The sequence below is a fragment of the Kribbella endophytica genome (assembly GCF_054781295.1).
Window position 1 is genome coordinate 3441623 of record NZ_BAAGUR010000001.1, and the last position, 25840, is coordinate 3467462.

At 70.6% G+C, this 25840-nt stretch carries 24 protein-coding genes; 13 read left to right on the plus strand and 11 right to left on the minus strand.

Going from position 1 to position 25840, the window contains the following annotated elements:
* The first annotated feature begins 93 nt into the window (after positions 1 to 93).
* From ACYVIO_RS16500 to ACYVIO_RS16520, 5 genes are all read left to right on the plus strand, one after another.
* Positions 94 to 984, plus strand: a complete 891-nt coding sequence (locus ACYVIO_RS16500; RefSeq protein WP_460651644.1) for a TIGR03620 family F420-dependent LLM class oxidoreductase — start codon at positions 94 to 96, stop codon at positions 982 to 984.
* Positions 985 to 1008: 24 nt separating this feature from the next.
* On the plus strand, positions 1009 to 1770 hold the full coding sequence (locus tag ACYVIO_RS16505) for an SDR family NAD(P)-dependent oxidoreductase (protein ID WP_460651645.1): 762 nt from the start codon (positions 1009 to 1011) through the stop codon (positions 1768 to 1770).
* 135 nt (positions 1771 to 1905) lie between these two features.
* Positions 1906 to 2808 carry an amidohydrolase family protein gene (locus tag ACYVIO_RS16510; protein ID WP_460651646.1) on the plus strand — a complete coding sequence of 301 codons (903 nt, stop codon included), beginning with the start codon at positions 1906 to 1908 and terminating at the stop codon, positions 2806 to 2808.
* A gap of 70 nt (positions 2809 to 2878) precedes the next feature.
* Entirely contained in the window at positions 2879 to 3601 is a 723-nt protein-coding gene (locus tag ACYVIO_RS16515; protein ID WP_460651647.1) for an alpha/beta fold hydrolase, read from the plus strand.
* 59 nt (positions 3602 to 3660) lie between these two features.
* Positions 3661 to 4419, plus strand: a complete 759-nt coding sequence (locus ACYVIO_RS16520; protein ID WP_460651648.1) for a class I SAM-dependent methyltransferase — start codon at positions 3661 to 3663, stop codon at positions 4417 to 4419.
* On the opposite strand, the gene ACYVIO_RS16525 is transcribed toward ACYVIO_RS16520, so the two are convergent.
* Positions 4364 to 5713: an NAD(P)/FAD-dependent oxidoreductase gene (locus ACYVIO_RS16525; protein WP_460651649.1), complete on the minus strand. Its 1350-nt coding sequence runs from the start codon at positions 5711 to 5713 to the stop codon at positions 4364 to 4366. The genes ACYVIO_RS16520 and ACYVIO_RS16525 overlap by 56 nt on opposite strands.
* A gap of 122 nt (positions 5714 to 5835) precedes the next feature.
* Here ACYVIO_RS16525 and ACYVIO_RS16530 point away from each other — a divergent pair, with 122 nt between their 5' ends.
* Positions 5836 to 6387 carry a GNAT family N-acetyltransferase gene (locus tag ACYVIO_RS16530; protein ID WP_460651650.1) on the plus strand — a complete coding sequence of 184 codons (552 nt, stop codon included), beginning with the start codon at positions 5836 to 5838 and terminating at the stop codon, positions 6385 to 6387.
* Here the strand turns inward: ACYVIO_RS16530 and ACYVIO_RS16535 are convergent, their stop codons facing one another.
* Positions 6388 to 6960 (minus strand): alpha/beta fold hydrolase, encoded by a 573-nt coding sequence (locus ACYVIO_RS16535; RefSeq protein ID WP_460651651.1) that lies wholly within the window; start codon positions 6958 to 6960, stop codon positions 6388 to 6390. It lies immediately after the preceding gene.
* A 159-nt stretch (positions 6961 to 7119) separates the two neighbouring features.
* On the opposite strand from ACYVIO_RS16535, the gene ACYVIO_RS16540 reads away from it, so the two are divergent.
* On the plus strand, positions 7120 to 9513 hold the full coding sequence (locus ACYVIO_RS16540; protein ID WP_460651652.1) for a glycosyl hydrolase: 2394 nt from the start codon (positions 7120 to 7122) through the stop codon (positions 9511 to 9513).
* On the opposite strand, the gene ACYVIO_RS16545 is transcribed toward ACYVIO_RS16540, so the two are convergent.
* The 6 genes from ACYVIO_RS16545 to ACYVIO_RS16570 all read right to left on the minus strand — a co-directional run bounded on the left by ACYVIO_RS16545 (position 9467) and on the right by ACYVIO_RS16570 (position 14801).
* Complete coding sequence (locus tag ACYVIO_RS16545; protein ID WP_460651653.1) at positions 9467 to 10198, minus strand: sigma factor-like helix-turn-helix DNA-binding protein; 732 nt, start codon at positions 10196 to 10198, stop codon at positions 9467 to 9469. The genes ACYVIO_RS16540 and ACYVIO_RS16545 overlap by 47 nt on opposite strands.
* A gap of 206 nt (positions 10199 to 10404) precedes the next feature.
* The gene (locus tag ACYVIO_RS16550; protein WP_460651654.1) at positions 10405 to 11238 is read right to left on the minus strand and encodes an alpha/beta fold hydrolase; all 834 of its coding nucleotides are present in this window, start codon (positions 11236 to 11238) and stop codon (positions 10405 to 10407) included.
* Positions 11235 to 12182 (minus strand): hypothetical protein, encoded by a 948-nt coding sequence (locus tag ACYVIO_RS16555; protein WP_460651655.1) that lies wholly within the window; start codon positions 12180 to 12182, stop codon positions 11235 to 11237. Before ACYVIO_RS16555 ends, ACYVIO_RS16550 begins: the two co-directional genes overlap by 4 nt.
* Positions 12179 to 12661: a hypothetical protein gene (locus ACYVIO_RS16560; protein ID WP_460651656.1), complete on the minus strand. Its 483-nt coding sequence runs from the start codon at positions 12659 to 12661 to the stop codon at positions 12179 to 12181. The genes ACYVIO_RS16555 and ACYVIO_RS16560 overlap by 4 nt, the downstream gene beginning before the upstream one ends.
* Positions 12658 to 13887: a macrolide family glycosyltransferase gene (locus tag ACYVIO_RS16565; protein ID WP_460651657.1), complete on the minus strand. Its 1230-nt coding sequence runs from the start codon at positions 13885 to 13887 to the stop codon at positions 12658 to 12660. The genes ACYVIO_RS16560 and ACYVIO_RS16565 overlap by 4 nt, the downstream gene beginning before the upstream one ends.
* Positions 13884 to 14801, minus strand: coding sequence for a patatin-like phospholipase family protein (locus ACYVIO_RS16570; RefSeq protein WP_460651658.1), 918 nt, complete (start codon positions 14799 to 14801; stop codon positions 13884 to 13886). The genes ACYVIO_RS16565 and ACYVIO_RS16570 overlap by 4 nt, the downstream gene beginning before the upstream one ends.
* A 203-nt stretch (positions 14802 to 15004) precedes the next feature.
* Between ACYVIO_RS16570 and ACYVIO_RS16575 the strand changes: the two genes are divergently transcribed.
* A complete protein-coding gene (locus ACYVIO_RS16575; RefSeq protein WP_460651659.1) occupies positions 15005 to 15892 on the plus strand; it encodes a GTP-binding protein LepA in 888 nt (295 codons plus the stop codon).
* On the opposite strand, the gene ACYVIO_RS16580 is transcribed toward ACYVIO_RS16575, so the two are convergent.
* Entirely contained in the window at positions 15883 to 16446 is a 564-nt protein-coding gene (locus tag ACYVIO_RS16580; protein ID WP_460651660.1) for a TetR/AcrR family transcriptional regulator, read from the minus strand. The genes ACYVIO_RS16575 and ACYVIO_RS16580 overlap by 10 nt on opposite strands.
* A gap of 100 nt (positions 16447 to 16546) precedes the next feature.
* On the opposite strand from ACYVIO_RS16580, the gene ACYVIO_RS16585 reads away from it, so the two are divergent.
* From ACYVIO_RS16585 to ACYVIO_RS16600, 4 genes are all read left to right on the plus strand, one after another.
* Entirely contained in the window at positions 16547 to 16906 is a 360-nt protein-coding gene (locus ACYVIO_RS16585; RefSeq protein ID WP_460651661.1) for a hypothetical protein, read from the plus strand.
* 111 nt (positions 16907 to 17017) lie between these two features.
* Complete coding sequence (locus ACYVIO_RS16590) at positions 17018 to 19768, plus strand: ATP-binding protein (RefSeq protein ID WP_460651662.1); 2751 nt, start codon at positions 17018 to 17020, stop codon at positions 19766 to 19768.
* A gap of 9 nt (positions 19769 to 19777) precedes the next feature.
* A complete protein-coding gene (locus ACYVIO_RS16595) occupies positions 19778 to 22516 on the plus strand; it encodes an ATP-binding protein (protein ID WP_460651663.1) in 2739 nt (912 codons plus the stop codon).
* A 29-nt stretch (positions 22517 to 22545) separates the two neighbouring features.
* Positions 22546 to 23013 carry a MarR family winged helix-turn-helix transcriptional regulator gene (locus ACYVIO_RS16600; protein ID WP_460651664.1) on the plus strand — a complete coding sequence of 156 codons (468 nt, stop codon included), beginning with the start codon at positions 22546 to 22548 and terminating at the stop codon, positions 23011 to 23013.
* Positions 23014 to 23034: 21 nt separating this feature from the next.
* On the opposite strand, the gene ACYVIO_RS16605 is transcribed toward ACYVIO_RS16600, so the two are convergent.
* Complete coding sequence (locus tag ACYVIO_RS16605; RefSeq protein WP_460651665.1) at positions 23035 to 23685, minus strand: FMN-dependent NADH-azoreductase; 651 nt, start codon at positions 23683 to 23685, stop codon at positions 23035 to 23037.
* 91 nt (positions 23686 to 23776) lie between these two features.
* On the opposite strand from ACYVIO_RS16605, the gene ACYVIO_RS16610 reads away from it, so the two are divergent.
* Positions 23777 to 24433 (plus strand): nitroreductase, encoded by a 657-nt coding sequence (locus ACYVIO_RS16610; RefSeq protein WP_460651666.1) that lies wholly within the window; start codon positions 23777 to 23779, stop codon positions 24431 to 24433.
* Here the strand turns inward: ACYVIO_RS16610 and ACYVIO_RS16615 are convergent.
* Positions 24430 to 25815 carry a BTAD domain-containing putative transcriptional regulator gene (locus ACYVIO_RS16615; protein ID WP_460651667.1) on the minus strand — a complete coding sequence of 462 codons (1386 nt, stop codon included), beginning with the start codon at positions 25813 to 25815 and terminating at the stop codon, positions 24430 to 24432. The genes ACYVIO_RS16610 and ACYVIO_RS16615 overlap by 4 nt on opposite strands.
* Between the last annotated feature and the right edge of the window lie 25 nt (positions 25816 to 25840).

Consider the following 25840-nt stretch of genomic DNA (forward strand, 5'->3'; position numbering starts at 1 on the left):
TTCTGACCGCTCGGTTCAAAATTTTGCATGAACGCTCAACTGCTGCTAGCTTCGAGTTCAGAACCGTACGGTTAAAAACTCGGAGGAGGCAGGATGAACGACGCGGGCACCTGGTGGCGGGAGCGGGCTCTGGGCCCGATCGGCGTCTGGAGCATGGAGCTGCGCAACGCCGCCCGGCCCGGCATCGCCGAGGCGGCGGCCGAGCTGACCGAGCGCGGGCTCAAGGCGCTCTGGATCCCCGGTCTGGACGGCAACGGCGTGTTCGAGGACACCGGCGCGCTGCTCTCCGCGGCGCCCGAGACGCACGTCGTACTGGGTGTGCTCGGCATATGGCGGCAGAAGGCGGCGGAGGTCTCGGCGCGACTGCGCGAGCTCGATGCCCGGTACGGCGAACGAACGGTCGTCGGCTTCGGCGTCAGCGACCGTAACGCCGCCGCGGCCGCCGGACAGACCTTCGACAACCCGGTCGGCGCCGTCAGCACCTACCTCGACCAGGTCGACCTTCCGCGCAAGCGCCTCCTGCTCGGCGCGATGGGCCCGCGGATGGCGACCCTCGCCGCGGAACGCACGGCCGGCATTCACCCCTTCCTGGTGCCCCCGGACTACACCGCCAAGATGCGCGCCCGGCTCGGAGCCGAGGCGATCATCGCGCCGCACCAGGCGGTCGTGTTCAGCGCGGATCCCGAGCAGGCCCGCACGATCGCCCGCGACCAGCTCGGCATGTTCATCGGCTTCGATGCCTACCGCAACAACCTCCGTCGGCTCGGATACACCGACGAGGACCTGGTCCCCGGCGGCAGCGACCGGCTGATCGACGCCCTGGTCGCCTGGGGCGACGACGACGCCGTACGACGACGCCTGCGGGAGCAGCTCGACGCGGGCGCCGACCACGTCGCCGTCCACGTGCTCTCCACGACGCCGGGTGGCGCGCTGCCCGAGCAGGAATGGCGGCGCCTCGCCGACCTGACCACCGAACTCAACTAACCCTCGCAAGCAAAGGAAATTCTCATGGGACAGCTGGACAACAAGGTCGCCCTCGTCACCGGAGCCACCACCGGCATCGGCCTCGCCTCGGCCAAGCGCCTCGCCGCCGAAGGCGCGTACGTCTTCGTCACCGGCCGCCGCAAGCCCGAGCTCGACGCAGCCGTCGAACAGATCAAGGCCGTCGCAGGCGATCGCGTCACCGGCGTGACGAGCGACATCAGCAACCTCGACGAATTGGACGCACTGTTCGCGACCATCAAGCAGTTCGGCCGCGGCCTGGACGTCCTGCACGCCAACGCGGGCGGCGGCGAGTTCACCGCGCTGGAGGCGATCACGCCGGAGCAGTTCGACCGGACCTTCGGCATCAACGTCCGCGGCACGCTGTTCACCGTGCAGAAGGCGCTGCCGGTGCTGAACGACGGCGCCGCGATCGTCCTGCCCGGCTCGACCGCGGCCACCGACGGTACGCCGAACTTCACCGTGTACGCCGCGTCGAAGGCCGCGATCCGCTCCTTCGGCCGCGTGTGGGCCGCGGAGCTCGCACCGCGCGGCATTCGCGTCAACACGATCATCCCCGGCCCGACCAACACCCCCGGCCTGGCCGAACTCGCCCCGACCCCCGACGACGCGGCCGACCTGCTCGACATGATCGCGTCCAGCGTCCCGATGGGCCGCCTCGGCGAACCCGAGGAGATCGCCAACGCCGTGCTCTTCCTCGCATCCAGCCAGAGCAGCTTCATGACCGGCGCCGAGATCTTCGTCGACGGCGGCGCCCGCCAGCTCTGAGCCGCCCCCTTGCTGATCGGTGCCGGCGCCCTCGCCGACGCCGGCACCGATCACCACCCGGAGGACCCACGATGACCACCACGCTCCACGCCGGCGCCCTGTTCGACGGCTTCACGCTGAGCGGTCCACGCGGCCATGCGCAGGGCAGCAAGGACAACCCTGTACGCCGGCGTCACCACCGTCCGCGATCTCGGCGACCGCGACTACTCCGCCCTCCAGCTCGCCGAACACCTCGAGACCCACCAAGGACCGCACATCCTCGCCGCAGGCCCGCCGATCACCACCGTCGGCGGCCATTGCTACTTCCTCGGCGGCGAGGCAGAAGGTCCACAGGCCCTGGTAGCAGCCGTCCGCGAACGCCACGCCCGCGGCTGCGCGGTGGTCAAGGTGATGGCCAGCGGCGGCAACATGACCCCGGGCTCGGCGCCCGACCAGTCCCAGTACGACGTACAGGATCTCCGCGTGGTCGTCGCCGAAGCCCACCGCCTCGGGCTGCCGGTCGCCGCGCACGCCCACGGCATCGCCGCGATCAGGGACGCCCTGGAAGCCGGGGTCGACAGCATCGAGCACGTCACCTTCTGGGCGGCCGATGCCGACGACGCTCCCGACGAGGAGCTGCTGAAAGCCCTCAGTAACAGCAGTACAGCAGTCAGTCTCACCGTCGGGGACGACTTCACGGTCGCGTCGTTCGACCCACCGGCGGCGATCCTTCGCAGGTTCGCGACGATCAAGCAGGCGTACGCCGCACTGGTCGACCACGGTGCCGAGGTCGTCATCGGCTCCGACGCGGGCGTCGCCCCGCACAAGCATCACGGCGTACTGCCGCACGGGGTGATCCAGCTGGCCGAACTCGGTGCCGACCCGGTGAGCGCGCTGCGTGCTGTGACCAGTGCGGCGGCGAGAGTCGTCGGGCTGGGGGATCGGAAGGGTCGCGTGGCCGAAGGGTGGGATGCCGATCTGCTCGTGCTCCCCGGCCAGGAGCTCTCTGACCTGCTCGACCCGCAAGCGGTCTACCGGATGGGGGCGCGAATTCGCTGAGCTCGTCACAGGCTGGGTGGCTGTCCGGTCCAAGGTGGTGACAGCCATTCAGCAAGGGGAGAGCAGAGCCATGAGTGATCAGAAACCGACCGTCGTCCTCGTGCACGGCGCGTTCGCGGAGAACGCCAGCTGGAACGGCGTGATCGCGCGGTTGCAGGCCGAGGGGTTGACGGCCGTGGCGGCGGGCAACGAGTTGCGCGGCCTCGCGGGCGACGCGGCGTACGTGCGGGACGTGATCGCGGGGCTCGGCGGGCCGGTCGTGCTCGTCGGGCACTCGTACGGCGGGATGGTGATCACCGAAGCGTCGGCGCACAACGACGCCGTGGTGGGACTCGTGTACGTCGACGCGTTCGCGCCGGAGCACGGGGAGAGCGCGCTCGAGCTGTCGGCGAAGTTCCCGGGCAGCACGCTCGGAGAAGCGCTGGCCGGCTACCCGGTGTCGTCGGGTGGGAACGAGCTCTACATCCGGCAGGAGCGGTTCCACCAGCAGTTCTGCGCCGACGTACCGGCGGAGGAGGCGGCCTTGATGGCGGCCACGCAGCGGCCGGCGACCGAGAAGGCGCTGACGGATTCGCTGTCGACCGATGCTCCGGGCTGGCGGACGACGCCGTCGTGGTTCGTGATCAGCGACCAGGACCTCAACATCCCGGTTGCCGCTCACCGGTACTTCGCCGAGCGGGCCGGTGCGCGCGTGACGCGCGAGATCGAGGGCGCTTCGCACGCACTGAGCGTCTCGCAGCCCGGCCCGGTCGCCGAGGTGATCCTCGAAGCCGTCACCGCGGTCTCCAGCTGACCAACGAGCATCGGGCGGCGACTCCCGCCCAGGGATGCCGGTCGGGAGGGCGGAGTGGGATGACAGCAACGGCGATGGTGGCCGAGTTCGACGACTTCGCCGGGTGGACGGCCGACGCGGTCGAGCGGCTGGGTGATCGGTACGCGATCCCGGCCGCCTGCCGGGGGAGCGCGAGTCCCGCCGCGCTCGCCTGGCTGGCCGAGGCGTGCGAGTTGTCGGCCGGTACGACGATGCTGGACGTCGGCGCCGGGGTCGGAGGACCGGCGGCGTGGGCGGCCCGGCGGTTCGGCGTACGGCCGATCCTGCTGGAGCCGATGCAGACCGCCTGCCAGGCCGCGAGCAGGCTGTTCGGCCTGCCGGTGATCGCGGCCGACGGCACCCACATTCCCTTGCGAGCAAGGTCGATCGACACCGCCTGGTGCCTCGGCGTCCTCTGCACGGTCGAGGACAAGGCCGGCCTGCTGGCCGAGCTCCACCGGGTCCTCAAGCCCCAAGCCTCACTCGGTCTTCTGGTGGTCGTTGCCCAAGACAATCAAATCACCACAGGACCCGAAGGCAACCATTTCCCCACCCAGCACGACCTGACCACCCTGCTCGACCACACAGGCTTCACCCTGCTCGAGCAGACCACCCGCCCCGACGCAGCACCCCTGTCCTGGTCGAGGCGAGTCGAGGAGGTCTCGGCCGCCGTCGCCGCAAGACATCGTGCGACGCCGGCGTACGAGCTGGCCGCTCGTCAGAGCGAGCGGCTCAGCCGTTTGTTCAGCTCCGGACAGCTGTCGATGCAACTGCTGCACGCGGTACGTCGGCCTCGGTGACGAATGCTTCGCGCGGCCGCTGAACGGACGCCAGCGAGACGATGTCCCGCCCGTAGAACACCGCGGTGATCCACACGGCCAACACGCGGAACTTGCGATCCCACGTCGGCACGGCGAGCACGTGATACCCGCGGTGCATCAGCCAGGCCAAGAAACCTTTGATCACCAGCCGTCGGAACTGGAAGATCCCCGTCCCGAGCCCGAGCGTCGCAACAGCCCCGAGGCTGTGGTGCACGTACTCCTTCGGAGCGCGACCCCGCAGTGAAGCCTTCAGGTTCTTCGCCAGCAACTTTCCCTGCCGTACGGCGTGCTGCGCGTTCGGCACCGTGTACGTCCCGGCCACAGGCGCCGCGAGATCCGGCACCGCCGCATCGTCCCCGGCAGCCCACGCGTCTTCGAGAGGCTGGTCCTCGGTGCCGATCCGCAGATCAGCCCGGACCAGCAGCCGTCCCTGCGCGTTGACCGGCAGGTCGGTGTGGTTGCGCACGAGCTGCGGCGCGGCGTTGCCGGCCGTCCAGACGATCAGCTCCCCGTCGTACTCGATGCCGTTGGACAGGACGACGTGCCCGTCGACGGCCGAGACCATCGAGCAGTCGAGGTGGACCTGGGCCCCGCGCTTCTCGAGCTGCTGGACCACCCATTGCCCCGGACGGTCGCTGACCTCGGGCAGGATCCGGTGCTTGGCCTCGACCAGGTGGAAGGAAAGGTCCGCCGCGCTCAACTCCGGGTAGAAGGAGAGCAGCTTGTTGGCCAGCGACAGCAGCTCGGCGAAGCCCTCGACACCGGCGAAGCCGCCACCCACGAACGTGACGGTCAGCAGCCGACTCCGCGCAGGACCAGGCGGCAGCACGGACGCTTCGTCGAAAGCCGTCAGCAGCCGGTCGCGAATCGCGACCGCTTCCTCGACGTGCTTCATCCCGATCGCCTGCTCGGTCAGCCCCGGTACGGCGAACGTCCGCGTCACCGCACCCGCAGTCACCACCAGTACGTCGTACGAGATCTCGAAGTCGGCTCCCTGCGTCGGACGGACCGTGACGGTCTTCCGCCCGTGCTCGATCGCCGTGACGGCGCCGGCCACGAGCTTCGTGCGGTGCAGATTGCGTCGCAGCGAGACCGCCGCGTGCCGGGCCTCGACGGCGCCGGACAGCACCTCGGGCAGGAACGGCTGGTAGGTCAGGTACGGCCGCGGGTCGATCACGACGACCTTGGCCTCGCCGCGGCGGAGCGACTTCTCCAGCTTCCACGCCGTGTAGAACCCGGCGTACCCGCCGCCGACGATCACGATCTTCCGCATGAATGTGTCCCCTCTCTCCTGCAGTGAAGACAACACAGCCACCTGAACTGTGACGCGACCCCTGTCACAACTTTCGGGTCTGCCTGGTCCCTTCGAGTGCCGACAGCATCGGAGGGACCGCGATGGAGCCGAGGATCGAGACCGACCGCCTGGTGATCAGCCCGTGGCGCGACGCCGACGCGCAGGACGCGCTGGCGATCTACGGCGACGAGGAGGTGACCCGCTGGCTGACCCCAGAGATGGACCGCGTCCCGGACGAGGCGGCCATGCGCGCGGTCCTGCGCCAGTGGCAGGCCGACGACGTGAAGCCGGTCAGCCACTGGGCTGTCCGGGAGCGTGACGCACAACGGCTGGTCGGCGGCGTCGCGCTGCTGCGGCTCGCGCCGTGGGAGGACATCGAGATCGGCTGGCAGCTCGCCCGTACGGTGTGGGGCCGCGGCTACGCAGCCGAAGCAGGTGAGGCGGTGGCGCGCTGGTCGATGCACCACGCGAACGTCGACGAGCTGTTCGCCCTGGTCGGGGCGACCAACACCCGCGCGGCGGCGACGGCGACGCGGATCGGGATGGAGTGGATCGGCGAGACCGACGAGTACCACCACCGGAAGCTGGAGCTGTACCGGCTGCGGCACGACGACCTGGCGTACTGCGAGACCTGTGAGAGCGAGGAGGGCTGATCAGCTCCTGAGCGCGTCGGCGATCGCGGCGCTGACGACGTCCGGCGTGGACACGTGGAGTGTGTGGGTCGCGCCGGCGACTTCGCGGATTCCTCTGGCCTGGGCGCGACGGGCCATCCGGCGATGCCGGGCGACCGGGATGGTCAGGTCGTCGTCGCCGAAGACGAACCACGACGGCAGCGTCTTCCACGCCGGTACGGCGGCCGGCAGGCGCGTTCGCAGCGCGGCGTCGGGCACGTCGGCGGGCACGCCGCCGGGGAAGCGGTTCATCAGGTCGTACGCGCTCTCGCCGTGGTCGGGGGCGAACGCCGCGACGTACACCAGAGCCCGTACGGCGTCGCTCGAGGCCGCCGCCTCGGTGATCACCGCGCCGCCGTACGAGTGACCGACCAGCACCACCGGCGTGCCCAGGTCCGCGATCGTGTCCCGGACGGCGGCCGCGTCGGCGGCCAGGTCGCGGAACGGGTCGGTGAAGGCGACGACCTCCAGCGACCGGACCAGCAACTGCTCGACGACACTGTTCCACCCCGCGGACTCGCCGAGGACCAGTGCGACGACCTGCTCATCGGGCATACGAGCTCCTGACTGAGTTTGTGGCGCGGCGCACAGGTAGGACAGGGGACAGGGCCGGGTTGTGACGGTGACCGATCCCGGACAGGTCCGTTGACGTGGCCGGGCCGGCGCGATGGGGTGGGAGTACGAGCACCGTGGGCGACTGGGAAGGCCGACGCGATGGCGACCCTGGACGACGTACGACGCCAGTTCCGGAACCCGCCGGCGGAGGGCCGGCCGATGATGCGGTGGTGGTGGTTCGGCCCGTCGGTCGAACGGACCGAGCTCGAGCGGCAGTTGCGTGCGATGGCCGACGCCGGGCTGGGCGGGGTCGAGGTCGCCTTCGTCTACCCGATGGGCCCGCTGACCTCGCGGTTCGGCTCGGACGAGTTCTTGAAGGATCTGGGGTTCGCCGCGCGGACGGCGCGTGACCTCGGGCTGCGGTTCGACCTCACGCTGGGCAGCGGCTGGTCGTACGGCGGTGGGCACATCGGGCCGGAGCACGCCGCGCGGGGGCTGAGCTGGGACCGGCGCGAGATCGGCGCTTCGGCGTACGACGTCCCGGTGGTCGAGGCCTGGCCGGGTGACGAGGTCGTGGCCGCGTTCGTCGGCGAAGGTGCGGCGCCGTCGGCGTACGAGGAGCTTGCGATCAGCGACGGGGTGATCCACGTGCCGCCGGGCCAGGGGCCGCGGGAGGTGCTGATCGCGACGTCGCGGTTGACCGGGCAGAACGTGAAGCGGGCCGCGGCCGGGGCCGAAGGGCCGGTGCTTGATCACTACTCGGCGGCTGCGGCGGAGAAGCACATCGCTGCGGTCGCCGAGCCGTTCCTGCTGGCCGCTGGGCCGGAGCTGGTCGGGTCGGTGTTCTGCGACAGCTTGGAGGTGTACGGCGCCGACTGGACGCCGAGTCTGCTGGACGAGTTCGAGGCCCGGCGCGGGTACTCGTTGCGGCCGCGGCTGTACGCGTTGCTGGTCGACACGGCCGGGTCGGCGCAGGTGCGGATCGACTTCCAGCGGACGCTGTCGGAGCTGTACGAGCAGAACTTCATGGCGGTCTTCCAGCGCTGGGCGGCTGGGCACGGGGTGCCGTTCCGGATTCAGAGCTACGGCGAACCCGGCGCCACGATGAGCAGCTATCGGTACGCCGACCTGTTCGAGGGGGAGGGCTGGGGATGGACGCGGCTGCCGGAGACGCGGTGGGCGGCGTCGGCGGCTGCGGCGTACGGGCAGCAGGTCGTGTCGGCGGAGGTGTGGACGTGGGTGCACTCGCCGTCGTTCCGGGCGACGCCGCTCGACCTCCAGGGTGAGGCGCACGAGCATTTCCTGTCGGGAGTGAACCAGCTGATCGGGCACGGCTGGCCGTACTCGCCGTCGGGTGAGCGGTGGATCTTCTACGCCGCGGGGGCGTTGGACGATCGCAATCCCTGGTGGCCGGTGGCGCGCGAGTTGTTCGGGTCGTTGCACCGGGTGTCGTGGTTGCTGCAGCAGGGGACTCCGGTGCGGGAGGTCAAGGTGTACGTGCCGGCGTCCGATGTGTACGCCGCGGCGCGAGGGTCGGTGAATCTGTATCGGGCGGTGCGAGACGTGATCGGGGAGGAGATTCCGCGGGCGATTCGGGAGGCGGGGTTGGATTTCGACCTGGTCGACGACGACGCGATCGACGTGCTGGAGCCGGGCGGGCTGGTCGTCGTACCGGAGGGTGCGATGGTGCCGGCGCGGACTCGGGAGTGGCTTGAGGCCGGGGAGATGGTGAGTTTGGAGCAGTTGGTACAGCGTTTGCCGGAGCCTCGGGCGGAGGACGTCGGGGTCGTGCATCGGCGGCTCGACGACGGGGACGTGTACTTCCTTGCCAACACCGGCAATCAGGTGCGCAGCTTCCGGTTCGAGGTCTCAGCGGCCTTTGAGCGTTGGGATGCTGCGACCGGTGGGACGACGGTGGTTGGGCAGGAGGTGACGTTGCATCCGTACGAGTCGGTGGTGCTCGTGCCGGTGGATGCTGTTGTGGAGACCGCTCCTGAGGCCGAGGTGGTGGGTCCGGTCGCGGGGCCGTGGCGGGTGGACTTCGGCGACGGGGAGGAGGCGGTCGGGCTGCCGGATCGGTGGGAGGATCGTCGGCCGACGTACTCGGGGTCGGCCTCCTACTTGACGGAGTTCGAGCTTCCCGCGGCTTTGGAGACCTTTCTCGACTTCGGGCCGGGGGAGGTGGCTGAGGCCGAGGCCGAGGATTACCTGCCGTCGAATTCGTTCCATGCCCGGCTGGTCCCGCCGGTCGGGGTTGCTGCTGAGGTGTGGGTCAACGACGTTCGGTGCGGGAGCGTGTGGGCGCCGCCGTACCGGGTGGACGTGAGTGAGGCTGTTCGAGCGGGGCGGAACTCCTTGCGGATCGTTGTCCACAACACCGGGGCGAATGCTCTGGCTGGTGATCAGGAGCTTGCGCCGCTGGTCGAGTCGGTCACCGCGGAGTACGGCAATCGGTTCGAGCTGCAGGACATCGAGCATGCCGCCGACTTCCTGCGCTCCGGGTTGCTCAGCTCGCCCGTAGTCCTTCAGGTTGGCGCGGCAGATCGGCGATGAGCAACGCCTCGAGGTCGGTGAGGTCGCCGGCGCGAGCTGCTTTGAGGAAGGCCTGGAGGAGTTGGCGATGGGCGGCGGGTGAGACCGGCGTACTGCGGTCGGCGGTGAGGTGGCCGCGGGCTCGGCTGACGAGCTGCCGGGAGTTGGCGGCGCCGGTGTGCAGGATCTCGGAGATGCGTCCGTACGGGTAGTCGAAGGCCTCGCGGAGGACGTACGCCGCGCGCTCTCGCGGTGGGAGCGTGCCGAGGATCGTGAGTACGGCGCGCTCGACGGCTTCGCCGAGCTCGGCCTCCGCGGCCGGGTCGTCGTCGGTGCAGCCGAGCTGGTCCTGGAACCACTCGCCGACCGAGGTCTCCCGGCGCTTGCGCGCCGACTGTCCGACGTTGATCGCGAGCCGGACGGTCATCGTCACCAGGAACGCATGCGGGTCAGCGACCACCGACCGATCGGTCCGCTGCCAGCGCATCCAGATCTCCTGCACAACGTCCTCGGCGTCACTAGGACTGGCCAGCACCCGCCCGGCAATCCGCAGCAGGCGCGGGCGCGCACTGACGAACGCCGCGACCCCGTCGTCGTCGGCAGAGGGGTGGGCGCCCGCGCTCCGCGCTTCGCGCGGCCGGGGTGAGGAGCAGTCGTCGGCCGCTAGGGCGTGACCTGCGGGGGCCTTGCAGAGTTCGATGGTCACGGTTCTGACCCCTTCCGCGGCGGTGCGGCCGGCACCTGGTGTGCCGCTGGTTCCACCCTCGCCGTGGCGTCCGTGGTCGCGCGCCCCTGGGAGTCCGTGGTCACCCCGTGGTGTGGACCCCGCACCCACCACGCGGTCACGCCCCCGTACAGCACTGTGCGCCGGGCGTGAGCAGTCCCGGCGCACAGTGCTGGCAGTTCGAAGGCTCAGCGCGTGACCGCCTTCGCGGCCTTCTCGACGACCTTCACGACCGTCCCCGGCTGGCTCATCAGACCGAGGTGACCACCGTCGTACGTCGTGACGTTCGACCGGGCCCGGGCCGCCATCGTGCGCTGGACACCGATCGGGATGATCAAGTCCTTCGTGCCGAGCAGCGCCCAGGACGGAATCGTGCGCCAAGCCGGCGTAGCGGACGGTTCGTTGAGCGAGAGCAGCGTGGCCGGCCGCTGCGTCGCCGCGACCAGCGCCTTGTCCTCGGAGCTCAGCCCGGTCGCGAACGAGGCGAACACGGTCGACCGCTTCAGGTACACGTCGGTGCTCGGCGTCGGCGGCAGCGTGGCGGGGACGAAGTCGAAGATCGTCGTCGGGTCGACCGACAGCGCGGAGTCCGGCCCGGCCAGCTGGACGGCGCTCTCCCCGGTGTCCGGCTGGAAGGCGTTCACGTAGACGAGTGCTTTGACTCCCGGGTGCCCGGTGGCCGCATTGCTGATCACCGCGCCGCCGTACGAGTGCCCGACCAGCACGATCGGTCCGCTGACCGTGTCCAGGTACGCCCGGACCGAGGCCGCGTCGGTGGACAGCGAGCGGAGCGGGTTCGGAAGGGCGACGACCTTGTAGCCGTCGTTCTGGAGCCGCTTGATGACGCCGTTCCAGCCCGAGGCGTCCGCCCAGTCGCCGTGCACCAGGACGACGGTCGGCTTCGGGCTGCCCTGGCCGGCGCCGGAGGCGACGCCCGGGCTGAGACCGACGACGAGCAGTGCGAGGGCGGCGAGGATCGCGACGACGGGCCGCCGTCGCGTGGTGAGTCTGAACTGCTTCATGGTGTTGAGGTCCTTTCGGTGACAGGTCGTGCAGGCAGGGGATGGTCGTCGCGAATGATGGCGATCACCGTGGCGGTGGTGCGGTCGAGATAGGTGCGACCGTCGGGCAGTACGGCGGTCGGGCTGATGTAGCTGGTCGGGCCGACGTGCGTCGCCGGGTCCAGTTCGTGCCTGGTCACCCGGCCGTCCCGTACGGCGCGGTTCCACCCGCTCCAGCGGAACGCCTTCCAGCGTTGGGGAAAGATCACCGTGCCGACCCGCTCGATCCAGTCGTTGGCGCTGGTCAGCTGATGCAGCTGCTCGGCCTCGGTGACATCGTTCGCGCCGTTGTGGAACCCGCCGATCGAGATCAGCAGCAGCGGCGGACGGAGTTGCCGATGCAGCTCGTCGACCGCCCCCGTCGCGACCTGCGCGCCGCCGCTGTAGCTGAGCAGTACGACGGGAATGCGGCTGTCCGGCTCATACCCGGCCAGCTGCAGCTGCGTCGCGATCTGCGACCCGACAGCCCGGTTGTACAACGGCCGGTATCGGTGGTCGGCGGCAACAAACGTCTGCATCACGTTGTGCAGAAAGAGAAGTAGCCCCACATGACTCCGCAGCCAGGCCCACACCGGCCGGTCCGCCAGCGGCGCAGCCAAGGGCGAGTACGGCTGAACCTGACCAAGGACCCGCAGCTCGGGAGCGCCGTCGATCAGGGCCTTGACCAGCTGCCCGCCGTCCCGCGTGTCACGAGCGCGACGCTTGCCGATGCCATCGAGGTAGACCAGGTAGGCGAGCGGCGGCCGATCCGGCGCAGCACCTCGCGCATACGGCACGCCCTCCGGCAGTACGGCGGTCGGACTGCGCCAGCCCGCGCTGTACACGAGCACCTCGTACCGGGCGAGCAGACCTTCCGCGAGCAGCGCGGGCCCGATCAGGATGACCCAGAACAGGAAGTCGTTCATGTCGCCGGCTCCAGCGTTCGCGGCACAGTGATCCGTACGACGATGCGTCGTACGACCTCGACCGCCGCACCGAGGCCCACTCCGGCGACGGCCACACAGACGACCGCGGTCGTCCATCCAGTCGCCGGCGCGAGCGCGCCGGCCAGACCGGCGCCGACCCCGATGAACAGCAGCAGGTGCAGGAACGGTCCGAGCAACGGAAACGCCAGTACGGCGGCGAAGATCAGCGGCGCGACCAGGCCGGCCGTCCAGACGAGCTCGTCGCCAGGCGGCGGTCCTGACAGCACGAGCTCAGCGAGCGTCCACGTGGTCAACGGCCACAACGCGAACACGATGCCCTCGACAACGGCCCCGGCCACCAGCAACCCGACGACAGACGGCCGCGACAACGCAGGCCCGCGAACGACCAACGGGAGAACACGTCCGGCCGCCTCGGACAACCCGGCAAGCAGCAGCAGTACGACGACCAGTGGGGTCATCGCTCGGCCTTGCGGTGACGGGCCTGCAGCAACGGAGTGATCGGCGGGTGCTTCGCCAGCAGGTAGCGCTCGAGCTCGTCGGCCGCGCGGTGGAATCCACCGGCGCGCTGCTGGGACGTACGCAGCTTCGCCGCCGCCGAGTGGAACCGAGGGTCTTCGAGCAGTTGTCGCGCGAAGGCGTGAACGGAATCTTCGGTGACGTCCTGCGTGGGCATCGACAGGCCGGCGCCGAGTTCGACGACGCGCCGGGCGACCAGCGGCTGGTCGGCACCTTGGGGGATCACGAGCATCGGCACCCCGGCGTACAGGGCCTCGTTGACGCTGTTCATCCCCCCGTGGGTGACGAACAGGGCGGCACGTGCGAGCACCGCGGGTTGCGGGAGGAAGCGGCGGACGACGACGTTCGGCGGCAATGCTCCGAGTGCGGCGGGATCGGTCTGGCCGGAGGCGATGACGGCCGTCCCGGCCAGGGGCGCGAGAGCGAGGGCGAACGTGCGCAGCAGTTCCGGGTTCGCGTTGAAGACCGTGCCGAGCGAGGCGTAGACGACCGGGTCGTGCAGCTGGTCGTGCGGGAAGGTCCGGTCGTCCGGGCGGGCGCCGATGCTCGGGCCGACGAACCGGTACGAGTCGTCGAGCTCGGCGAAACCGGGCTGGAACTCGGGCGAGGTGTAGACCAGGTTGAGCGGCTGGCGGAGGTTGCCCAGGTCAACGGCGGGGAGCACGCTTGCGTCGTACTGGCGGTTCAGCTGACGGCGGGCACGCAGGTAGCTCCGGACGATGCCGGGCCTGGTGGTTGCCGCTGACAACAGCTCGCGCGAGACGGCGGTCGGGCTGGGGACCTGGCTGTTGAAGGCGAACGTGGTGAACGACGACGCCGCCGGTACGTCGAGCTCGTTCGCCGCGATCGCTCCCCACGGGCAGGCCGCGTCGTGAACGACGAGGTCCGGCCGGATGCCGCACAGATCGGACAGCACGGCCGGCAGTACCTGTACGGCGGTCTGCGCGAGCCCGGCCAGCAGCGCGAGCGGTGTCGGCGGATCAGGCAGCGGCTGGTCGCCACCGGAGTAGACCCGCACGGCCGCACCGGCCGCCTCGATCTCGGCACGGAACGCGGGCGACGTGTGGTAGGTGACCGTGTGCCCGCGCCGGACCAGCTCCGCGACCAACGGCAGCGTCGGGTTGACCCGGCCGTGCATGGCGATGTTGAGAAAGGCGATCGTGCTCATCGTCCGTACCTCCGCTGGCTGAAACTCCTGTCCGACTGGGAATCGGCGGACCGGTACAGGCCGGGCCCGTCGATGTGCAGACCGTCGAGGAACCGGTCCGCGGTGGCGCTCGCTGTGTCGATCAGCCGATCGGCGTGGCCGAAGTCCCACCAGGCCGGCCAGGTGTCAATTCCGGTCGGCAGTACGACGGTCGGCAGCTCCTCGGCGACCTCGTGCAGATCGCACTCGATCTGGTGGTGCAACCGCAGCAGCCCGGCCCGCGCGGCGATCGCCCCGGCCCGCCGGCGCGGAATCGTCGGCTGCAACGGCCAGCTTTCGGGCCCGGTCGTGAGGACGACCAGGCTGGCGGCGCCAGCGCGCTGAGCCGCCAGGACCGGGACGTAGGCGACCACGCCGCCGTCGACCAGCATCCGGCCGTCCCGATCGACCGGCGGCAAGATCCCCGGGATAGCGGCGCTGGCGAGCAACGCGGACTCGAGGTTGCCGTGGTCGAGCAGCACCTCGCCGCCGGTCGCGAGGTCGGTCGCGACCGCGGTGAACGGGATGTCCAACTGCTCGATCCGCGCCGGCAGCTCGGCCCGCGCGATCAGTCGGCGGAGGCCGCGATCGGTGAACACGCTGGCGGCCAGCGCGGAGAGGCCGAGCGGGAAGACCTCACGCCGGCGCAGTTGCCGCCACACGTCGTCCAGCCAACTCGCGGCCAGGTCCGGATGCGCGGCGGCGATCGCCCCGGTGAGCGCGCCCACCGACGTACCGACGATCAGGTCGGGGACGAATCCGCGCTGCTCGAGCGCGTACCCGGCGCCGACGTGCGCCGCTCCGAGGACGCCGCCGGCACCGGCCACGACGGCCACCGGACGGGGGAGCGCGGCCAGGCCGTCAGCGGCCGCTGGCCGGCGATCGACAACCGTCATCAGGTACCTCCCGGGGGGTCTCTCCTACTCCCTTGGACCGGGCGGGGTCCTGGTCTGTGACAGCCGTGCTCGCTGTCACAGAGCGCGGCCTGGACCGGTCCTCTGAGAGTCCGGTCACCAAAAGTCAACGCGGGTTGACTTTTACGCCGGACGGTTCCTACTGTCGAAGTCAACAGCCATTGACAAAAAAGTCAGGTGCGGCCATGACGCAGATCCACGCCCCCGCCGGACGTCCGCGGGCCACTCAGGAGGGCCTCCGCCGCTTCGTCGAGACCTTCGCCGAGGAGCATCCGCCGCTCACCCTGGCCGCCGCCGACCTGACCATCCACGACCCCACCGAGGTCCGTCGCCGGTACGGCGGGGTGTTCAACTACCTGACCCGGGTCGAGCTCGAGGTCGAGCGCAACGTGCTCGAGCTGCGCGCGCTGATGCCGGACGCGACCGAGGTCGACCGGTTCTTCTACAACGACGTCTGGTCGCCGCAGGAGCTGCAGCACGGGATCCTGCTGGACGCCGTACAACAGGGCTTCGGCCTCGAACCGGAGCCGACCGATCTCCGGCTGAGCGCGAAGATGCGGCTGGTCGGCGTGCTCTCGCACCTGCCCGGCATGCTCGGCGTGATCCGGCTGCTCTACTACCTGACCGGCGCCGCCACCGAGCGATCGGCCGTGGTCGCGTACTCGCGGCTGGTCGACGGGCTGCAGGAGATGGGCGAACGCGCGATCGCGGAGACGGTCATCGCTCCGATCAAGCGCCAGGAGCCTGGGCACTTCGCCTTCTACCGGCTGTCGGCCGAGGCGCTGATCGGGGAGGAGGGGCTCAAGGACTGGCAGCTGCAGCTGGCCCGGATCCTGCGCCGACGATCGTTCGGGCTGGTCGGGGTGAACAACCGCAAGCAGCAGGCGGACTTTGGTGACGTCGCGCGGGCGCTTCATTTCGACCGGGACCTGCTGGAGGTCGCGCGGCAGGTGAGCCGGGTGGAACGCGAGCTGCTGTGGGCGCAGGAGCAGGGGCTGGAGATCCCGGACTACATCCTCGCCGCGCTCAGGGACGCGATCGAGCTGAGCGTCGTACGGGAAGGTCAGTCGTGAGGCAGGTCGTTCATCAGGTAGCGCTGGACGGCCGGCGCGAGGTCCGCGACCAGGCCATCGGGATCGCGATCGGTCATGTCAGGCAGGCGCAATACGTAGCGCGTCAATGCGATCCCGAGCAGTTGACTGCTGATCAATCCGGCCCGTCGCGCCGCTTCCTCGTCAGGCGCGACGGTCGCCACCATCGCGCGCAGTTGGCGGACGTAGACCTCACGAAGCCGAGCCGCCGCCGCCTCGTGCGTCGCGGCCGACCGCAGCAGGATCGGCAGCGCCGTCTGCATCTCCTCGCCCTCCCAGATCGTGAGGAAATGCCGCAGCAGCGCCTCTCCACGCCGATCGGCGTCGACGGCCCGCAGATCGGGCAGGTGCAGATCGACGTCGATCGCGGTCGCGAACAAGGTCTCCTTGTTGGTGAAGTACCGCACCACCATCGCCGGATCGATCCGCGCCTGCGTCGCGATCGCCCGCACACTCACCTGCCCGTACGGCTGCTCGGAGAACTGCTCCCGCGCCGCCGCAAGAATCGCCGTCCGCGTGCGCTCGGACTTCTTCATCCCCCCACCATAACAACCAAAGTCAACACTGGTTGACTTTGGCGTCGCGTCACAGAACGCGCGCCCGCACTGTCTTCCCAGCAGAGCCGAGGAGGCCGAGATGAGCACCCAGCAGCAGCCCGCCGAACTGGCCGTCCTGATGAAGCTGCGCCTGCTCGCGCTGGACGACAACCCGTTGCGCCGCAGGGTCGACCGGCTGGAGGCCGGCGCCCTGATCGCCGTACTGGCGTCCGGTCTGCTGGTGGTCCCGGCAGCCGCGGCACTCGGTACGACGGTACGCAAGGGCGCCGACAGCTTCGCGCTCGGCAGCGCGGCCGGGTTCGGGGTGCTGATCGTTGCCTGGCCGCTGTTGTGGGGGCTGTACCGCTTGACCCGGCTGTACCTCGATCGGCGCCGGGCGCAGGACTGGACGCGGGAGTGGGAACAGGTCGCACCACGCTGGACCCAGTCGCAGAACTGAACTCGTTGCGGTTGGCATGGGACCGGGAGTGACCGGCTACTGAACCGGTTCCGGCGGGTTCTACCCGGAGTCCACGGGCAGGCGCTAATCTCGTGCCCGGGGTGATGAATCGTGCCGGTCGGTTCGGAGCCCGAGCTCCGCGGGCGAGGTACGGAGTGCGGTCGGCTGGACGACGTCGTCGCGCGCGTCCGGTCCGGTCATGGGCAGGTGCTGGTGCTGCGTGGTGAGGCCGGGATCGGCAAGACCGCGTTGCTCGACTACCTGGTCGGCAGGGCCGACGAATGTCGCGTCGTAAGGGCTGCCGGGGTCGAGTCCGAGATGGAGCTCCCGTACGCCGGGTTGCACCAGCTGTGTGCTCCGCTGCTCGACCGCGACGACCGGTTGCCGAGTCCGCAACGCGACGCGCTCGCGGTCGCCTTCGGGCTCGAGTTCGGCGGGCCGCCGGACCGGTTCCTGGTCGGTGCGGCCACCTTGAGCCTGCTGTCGTCGGTATCAGACAGCAGGCCTTTGCTGTGCGTCATCGACGACGCGCAGTGGCTCGACCACGCCTCGGTGCAGGCCCTGACCTTCGTCGGACGGCGCCTGCTCGCGGACCAGATCGGGCTGGTGTTCGCGCTCCGCGATCCGGTGACCGGGCCCGAGTGGCGAGCGTTCCCCGAGCTCGTGGTCAACGGCTTGGCCGATCAAGACGCCGCCTTGCTGCTCGACTCCGTCGTCCCCGGGCGGCTCGACGTACGGGTTCGGGACAGGATCGTGTCGGAGACCCGGGGCAACCCGCTCGCCCTGCTGGAGCTTCCGCACGGCCTGACCGCCAGCCAGTTGGCCGGCGGGTTCGAGCGGCCGGACACCCGCCCGCTGACCAGCCAGATCGAGCAGAACTTCGTCATCAGGCTCGAGGCGCTGCCGGCCGACACCCAGCGCCTCCTGCTGACCGCGGCCGTCGAACCGGTGGGCGACCTGCCGCTCCTGGTCCGCGCACTGGCGATCCAGGACGTACCGGTGAGCGCCGCCGAGCCGGCCGAGGGCGCCGGGCTGATCGAGTTCGGGACGAGGGTCCGGTTTCGGCACCCGCTCGTCCGCTCGGCCGCGAACCGGCTGGCGACCCCCACCGACCGGTGGCAGGCTCACCGCGCCCTCGCGGAGGCGATCGACCCGGACCGCGATCCCGACCGGCGCGCCTGGCACCGCGCGCACGGAGCCAGCGGGCCGGACGAGGAGGTCGCCGCCGAGCTCCTCAGCTCGGCCGAGCGAGCTCAGAGTCGCGGCGGCTTCGCGGCGACGGCCGCGTTCCTGCAACGGGCGACCGAGCTGACCCCGGATCCCGAGCTGCGCGCGTTCCGGGCACTGGCCGCGGCTCAGGCCACCTTGCAGGCCGGCGATTTCGCGACCGCGGCGCGGCTGCTCGTGATCGCCGCTGAAGGGTCGGCGGACGCGCTGCACCAGGCCCGGGTCGGCCTGCTGCAGGCGCAGATCGCGTTCCTGTCCGGCCACAGCTCCGACGGGCCCCCGCTGCTTGCCGAGGCGGCCCGCCGGCTCGAACCGCTCGACCTCGATCTCGCTCGCGACACCTACCTCGACGCGATCACGGCCGGGATCTTCACCGGCCGGCTGGCGGGGCCGACCGGGCTCGTCGAGGTGGCCACGGCTGCCCGCGCGCTGCCCGCGCCGAACCTGAGCCGCAAGCGTGACCTGGCCCTGGACGGCGCCTCGGCGTTGTTCACCGACGGCTACGCGTCGGCGGTGGGACCGGCCACGGTTGCGGTCGAGGCGTTCGCCGCCGAGCTCGGACCACCGGACCAGGACGACCTGCGCTGGCTGTGGGTCGCCGCGATGCTCGCGGTCAACCTCTGGGACGACGAGAACTGGGAGCTGCTGACCACGCGGCACGTCCGCGTCGCGCGGGAGACCGGCGATCTCAACGAGTTGCCGCACGTGCTCAACGCGCGGGTGATGCTGAACATCTTCGCCGGGGAGATCGCGGTCGCCGCGTCGCTGGTGGCCGAGATCAGAACGATCGGCGACGCGACCGGTGCCGGCCTGACGCCGTACGGCGGAGTCGGCCTGGCGGCCTGGCGCGGCACCTCGGACGAGGCCGGCGCTTTCATCGCCAGGACCAGGGAAGAGGCCCACAGCCGCGGCGAAGGTGGCGGCGTACTGGTCACCCACTACGCGACCGCGGTGCTGCAGAACAGCCTCGGGAACTACCAGGCCGCGCTGGCTGCGGCCCTGGAGGCGACGGCCTTCCCGGTCGAGCTCGGCGTCGGGAACTGGGCGCTGCCGGAGCTGGTCGAGGCGGCCGTTCGCAGCGGTCGTCCGGAGTTGGCGGCCGAGGGCTTCGACCGGTTGAACGCGATGGCCCAGGCGTGCGGCACCGACTGGGTCGTGGGCCTGCTCGCCCGGTCGCGCGCACTGCTGGCGACCGATCCCGACGAGGCCGAAGCGTCGTACGAGGAATCGATCGAGCGGCTCAGCCGGACCCGGATGCGGATGGATCTGGCCCGCACTCATCTGGTGTACGGCGAATGGCTGCGACGCGAGGGCCGCCGGCAGGACGCTCGGGTGCACCTGCGGACGGCGCACAAGCTGTTCACCACCTCCGGTGCCGACGCCTTCGCCGACCGCGCGGGCCACGAACTCGTGGCGACCGGAGAGGCCGTCGGCAAACGCACCGGCCGAGCCAGCGACACCTTGACGCCGCAGGAGGCCCACATCGCCGAGCTGGCCGGTACCGGTCTGACGAACGCGGAGATCGGTGCGCAGATGTTCCTCAGCCAGCACACCGTCGAGTGGCACCTGCGCAAGGTGTTCACGAAACTCGGCATCACGTCCCGCAAGCAACTCCGTCCGTCGCTCCCGCGGTAACGGGCCGCCATGCTGGGACGCGAGCAGGAGTGCCGGGTCCTCGACGACCTGCTGGCGGGCGCGCACGCCGGGCGAAGCGCCGTACTGGTACTGCGCGGTGAGGCCGGGATCGGGAAGACAGCCCTGCTGGACCACGTGCACGAACGCGCGACCGCGGGCCAGGTTGTCCGGGTGGCCGGCGTCGAGTCCGAGATGGAGCTGCCGTTCGCCGGTCTGCACCAGCTCTGCGGCCAACTGCCGGACCAGCTCCTCGGCCCGCGGCAGGCGGTCCTGCGGATCGCCTTCGGTCTCGACACCGGACCGATGCCGGATCGGTTCCAGGTCGGCATCGCCCTGCTCGACCTGCTCGCCGAAGCCAGCGAGGACCAGCCGCTGACCTGCCTGATCGACGACGCCCAGTGGCTCGACCGCGTGTCCGCCCAGGCGCTCGCCTTCGTGGCACGGCGGCTGGTGGCCGAGCGGCTCGCGCTCGTGTTCGCGGTCCGCGAGGACGAGGACACGCACGATCTGACTGGCCTGCCGGTGCTCGCCGTCGGCGGGCTCGGGTACGCCGAGTCGCGGGCGCTGCTGGAGACAGTGGTCAGCGGCCTGGTGGACGAGCACGTGCGCGACCGCTTCGTGACGGAGACCCGTGGGAACCCGCTCGCCCTGCTCGAGCTGCCTCGCGCGCTGGCCGGCGGCTTCGGGCTGTCGGGCAGCGGTTCACTTCCCCGCCAGATCGAGGACGGGTTCCTGCGACGCCTGCGCACGTTGCCGTCCGAAACGCAGCTCGTGCTGCTGACCGCGGCTGCGGAGCCGGTCGGTGACCCCACCCTGCTGTGGCGGGCGGCCGAACGGCTCGGGATCGAGCTGGGTTCGGCCCTGGCTGCCGAGTCCGCGGGGTTGATCGACATCGGAGCCTGGGTCCGGTTCCGGCACCCGCTGCTGCGCTCGGCGATCTATCGGGCGGCGACGGCGGAGAACCGGTGCCGCGTGCACGCTGCCCTCGCCGACGCGACCGATGCCGAGCGCGATCCGGACCGCCGGGCCTGGCACCGGGCGTACGCCACGGTGGGGCTCGACGAGACGGTCGCCGTCGAGCTGGAGAGCGCGGCGGAACGAGCCCAGGCACGCGGTGGCGTCGCGGCGGCAGCGGCCTTCCTCGAGCGAGCGGTCGAGCTGACGCCGGACCAGGCACGACGCGCCGCGCGAGCGTTGACCGCGGCGAACGCCAAGTTCGCGGCCGGCCAGTCCGATGCCGCCTACGACCTGCTGACGGTCGCGGAGCTGGGGCCGATCGACGAGCTCCAGCGGGCGCACCTGACCCGGTTGCGGGCCCAGATCGCCTTCACCCGCGAGCGCAGCAGCGACGCCGTACCGCTCCTGCTCGACGCTGCGAACCAGCTCGAAAAGCTGAACGATCCCGCGGCGCGGGCGACGTACCTGGAAGCCCTGGGAGCGGCCATGTTCGCCGGCCTGCCCAGGATGATCGAGAAGGCTGCCGCCGCGGCCGGAGCAGCTCAGCCGGCGCCGTCGCCGCCCGGGCCGATGGATCTCCTCCTGGACGGCGTGGCCGCCAGGTTCACGATGGGCTACGCGGCCGGGATTCCCCTGCTGCGCAAGGCGTTGCACGCTTTCCGGCAGGAGGCCGGCCGTTCGACGGACGGGCTCGTGCGGTGGTTGTGGCTGTCGTGCCCGGTCGCTCCGGAGCCGGTCGCGTCGGAGCTGTGGGACGACGAGGTCTGGCATGACCTGGCCGTCCGGGCTGTCGAGATCGGGCGCGGACTCGGTGCCCTGGGCATCCTTCCGGTTGCGCTGTCCTACCGCGCGGCCGTTCACCTGCACGCGGGGGAGTTCACCGCCGCGTCGGCGCTGATCAGCGAGTCCGACGCGATCGCCGCCGCCACCGGCAACGAGCCGCTGCGTTACACCCGGCTGCTGCTCGCCGGTTGGCGCGGCGAGGAGGCCGAGGCGCTGGCCGCGATCAAGGCTGCAGCGGCGGATGCGGACAGGCGGGGTGAGGGCCGGGCTCTTGCGCTGACCAGGCACGTGACGGCCGTGCTCTACAACGGCTTGGGCCGGTACGGCGAGGCGCAGCACGCGGCGGCGCAGGCCTGCGAGCAGGAGGACCTGGGCTTCGTCGGCTGGTCGCTCGTCGAACTCGTCGAGGCTGCCGCTCACAGCGGCGACCGTACGGCGGCAGCCGAGGCTCTGGGCCGGCTCGAGGAACGGACGCTCCCGGCCGGTACCGACTGGGCGCTGGGCATCCTGGCGCGCTCGCGCGCGCTGCTCGCCGAGGGATCGAACGCCGACATCCTTTACCAGGAAGCGATTCAGCGTCTCGGCCGCACGCGCGTCGCCGTACAGCTGGCTCGAACCCACTTGCTGTACGGCGAATGGCTGCGCCGCGAGCAACGACGGCAGGACGCGCGATTCCACCTGCGGCTCGCGTACGACCAGCTGAGCGGGATGGGCGCCAACGGCTTCGCCGAGCGGTCTCGCCAGGAACTCGCCGCCACCGGCGAGACCGCCCGCCGACGCGACGCCGCGGGCGGCCGCGTGCTGCTCACCGCCCAGGAAGCGCAGATCGCGCAGCTCGCCGCCCACGGCCACACCAACCAGGAGATCGGGACCCGCTTGTTCCTCAGCCGCCACACGGTCGAGTGGCACCTGCGCAAGGTGTTCACCAAGCTCGACATCACGTCCCGCCGCCAGCTCGACCCGTCCCTGGTCGACGCGGCCAGCCCGGTGACGATCGGCACGGTCTGAGCCAGCGGGCCGCCGGTACGATGACGCGCATGAGCGCAACTCGTCGTACCGTCGCTGCCCGGGCGACGGACGGGCCTGAGGACGTGTCGCCGTTCGCGCTCGGGTTGTTGTTGCGGCAGGCCCACGCGCAGGTCGGCGCGGTGATGTCGGAGGCGTTGCGGCCGCTGGGCATCGAGTTGCGGCACTTCTCCGTCCTGATCGTGCTCGTCAACCAGGGGCCGACGCTGCAGCGGGACCTGGTCGCGGCCGCGGGGTCGGACAAGGCGGGGATCATGCGGATCGTCGACGACCTCGAACGCAAGGGGCTCGCGGTCCGGCAGGCGGTGCCGGGGGACCGGCGGGCGCGGTCGGTGGAGATCACGCCGCAGGGGATCGAGCTGTTCGACGCCGCCCACGTCGCGGCGGCGCCGTTGGCCGAAGGGCTGGTCGACGGGCTCGAACCAGGCGAGCCGGAGCAGCTCGTGCGGCTGCTCACGAAGCTCGCCTACCCGGCCTGATCAGGACGCCGGGCGCTCCGTTCAGGACGCCAGGCGCTCCGCGAGCGCTTTGGCCTTCACGACCGCGTCCTCGAGGGCCTGCTCGCGGGAGCGCTCGTACATCGGGATCAGGTCGGCCATCGCCGGCATCTTGGGCGCCATCGTCAGCTCGGGAACGATGAACTCGACGTCCAGCCCGAGGCTCTCGCCGAGCACCTTCAGCAGGTAGTTCTGCACGAACTCCCAGTCCTCGCGCGGCGTACCGGGCCGGTACGAGCCGCCACGGCTGGCGACGACGACGATCGGCGTGCCCTGCGACGACGGGTTCTCGCCGGACGTGCGACCGGGCAGCATCACGCTGTCCAGCCAGGTCTTCAGCGTCGACGGGATCGCGTAGTTGTACATCGGCGCACCGAGCAGTACGGCGTCCGCCTGCTCCAGCTCCTCGATCAGTTCCAGCCGGGCCGCGAGCGCGGCGGTCTGCCCCGGCGTGTGGCCGGACGGATCGCTGAGCCCTGCCGTGTAGGCCTCGGCGGTGATGTGCGGCACGGGGGCGGCGTTGAGGTCGCGGTAGACCACGGTGCCGTCCGGGTGCTGCTCCTGCCAGGCCTGGCGGAACGTGTCGGTGACCGCGCGGGACGCGGACCGCTCACCGGGGAACACGGACGAGTCGAGGTGCAGCAGCGTGGGCATGAACAGCTCTCTTTCGGGTAGATGATTCATTCGTATCGAATGATACCTTCTCACCTGATACTAAATCAGTCGATTGAGAGAGACAGGAGTCATGGACGTCTACGAGGCAGTCACGAGCCGACGAGCGGTCCGCGAGTTCACTGATCGAGAGGTGCCGAAGGAGGCGATGGATCGCGTCCTGACCGCGGCGGCCTGGGCGCCGTCCGGCTCGAACCTCCAGCCCTGGCACGCCTACGTGGTGACCGGCGAGCCGCTCGCCGAGCTGAAGAAACGCGCGTGCGAGCGGGTGGCGGCCGGCGAGCCGTTCGACGAGCCGGAGTACCAGCAGTACCCGCCGACGCTGAAGCCGCCGTACGGCGATCGCCGCTCGGCCTTCGGCGAGCAGCGGTACGGCGGGCTCGGCATTCCGCGCGAGGACCTGGAGGCCCGGCATCGAGCCGCCATCGCGAACTGGGACTGCTTCGGCGCCTCGACCGCGCTCTTCTGCTACCTCGATCGCGACATGGGACCGGCGCAGTGGTCGGACGTCGGGATGTATCTGCAGACGGTCATGCTGCTGTGCCGCGGCGAAGGGCTGCACACCTGCACGCAGATGGCCTGGGCCAAGTGTCACCGGACCGTCGCCGACGTACTCTCGCCGCCCGACGAGCTCACGCTCTTCTGCGGGATGTCGATCGGCTACTCGGCGGATCCGACCGCGCGCACCGGCCGGGCGCCGCTGGACGAGACGGTGAGCTTCGTCGGTTAGGCCATCCGGGTGGCTTGGTCGACCAGGGCCTTCAGGGCGGGGCGTTCCGGGCCGGGCAGCCAGGCCAGGGCGACGACGATCGGCTCCATGTCGACCACCTCGATGTACGTGAGGTCGGGGCGCGGGTACAGTTCGCGGCAGGCTGACGGGACGATGGTGATATTGGGGCCTAGGGCAACGGCTGAGAAGAGTTCCTCGAGGTTCGTCACCTCGTCGTCGGTGAAACTGACCCGCGTGCCGTCCGGGCGCGGATCGACGGCCCAGAAGCTGCGCCACTCCTCGTGCACCTTCGGGGACAGGCTGACGACGTTGTGGCCGGCCATGCCGGCGATGGTGAGGTGGTCCAGGGCGGCCAGCTCGTGCGCGTTGTTGACGACCACCGAGCGGGTTCCGGTCCCGAGCTCCGCGACCTCGACGCCGGCCGGGACGGGCAGGAAGACCACGACGACGTCGGCCTGGCCCTGCGGCAGCGCGGTCACCTGCTCGACGAAGTCGAGGTGGCGGATCTTGATCGCGATCTCCGGGTGCTCGAGCCGCATCGCCGCGAGCAGCGCGCGGACCTCGGGCAGGCTGATGATCGCTTCGAGGCTGCCGATCACCAGCTCCGCGGACTTCGCCGGCTCGTGCGGGCCTCTGGAGACGCGCGGCTCCTTCAGCAGTTGCGCGTGCATTTCGCTCAACGCGGCACCGGGTCCGACGCCGAGTTCGTCGGCGAGCCTGCGGCGTACGTCCTCGTACCGGAGCAACGCCTCCGCGCGCCGCCCGGAGGCGAGCAGGACGGTCATCAGGCGGGCGTGCACTCGTTCGTCGTACGGCAGCTCGGCCGCGAGCGGCTCCAGCTGGGTCAGCGCTAGCTCCGGCTTCCCGGCCGCGAGCGTCGCGTCGGCGAACTCGAGCACCAGACCGATCCGCGATTCCTCCCACCGGCGTACGAGAGGATCGGTGCGAATCCATTCAGGTCCGTCGGCAAAGAGCGGACCGCGCCACAGTTCGAGGGCTTCCTGCAAGGCCCGAGCACGCGCCTCAGGATCCGCCGCCCGCGGAGCTGCCGCGCGCCGCTGGAACTCCTGGAAGTCGTTGACCGAACCCGGTACGTCGAGCCGATAGCCCTGCCCGTCCCAGCTGACAGTTGCCGCAGGCCCGCACTGCTCCTCGAGCCAGTCCCGCAACCGCGTCACCGTCATCTGCAACGCACCACTCGAACACCCGACCGGTCCCCATCCCACCTCGGCCAACCGCCCAGCACTCAAGGCCTCGCCGGGATGCAGCAGCAAAGCCCCCAACACGTTCCGCACCGCCGGCCGCAACTTCCCGGCCGCCGTCCCGTCGACGTGAACCCGCAGCGGCCCCAAGACCCCCAACGCCACGCGAGACCCGTCCACCACGCCTCCCGCATCCGCTCCCACT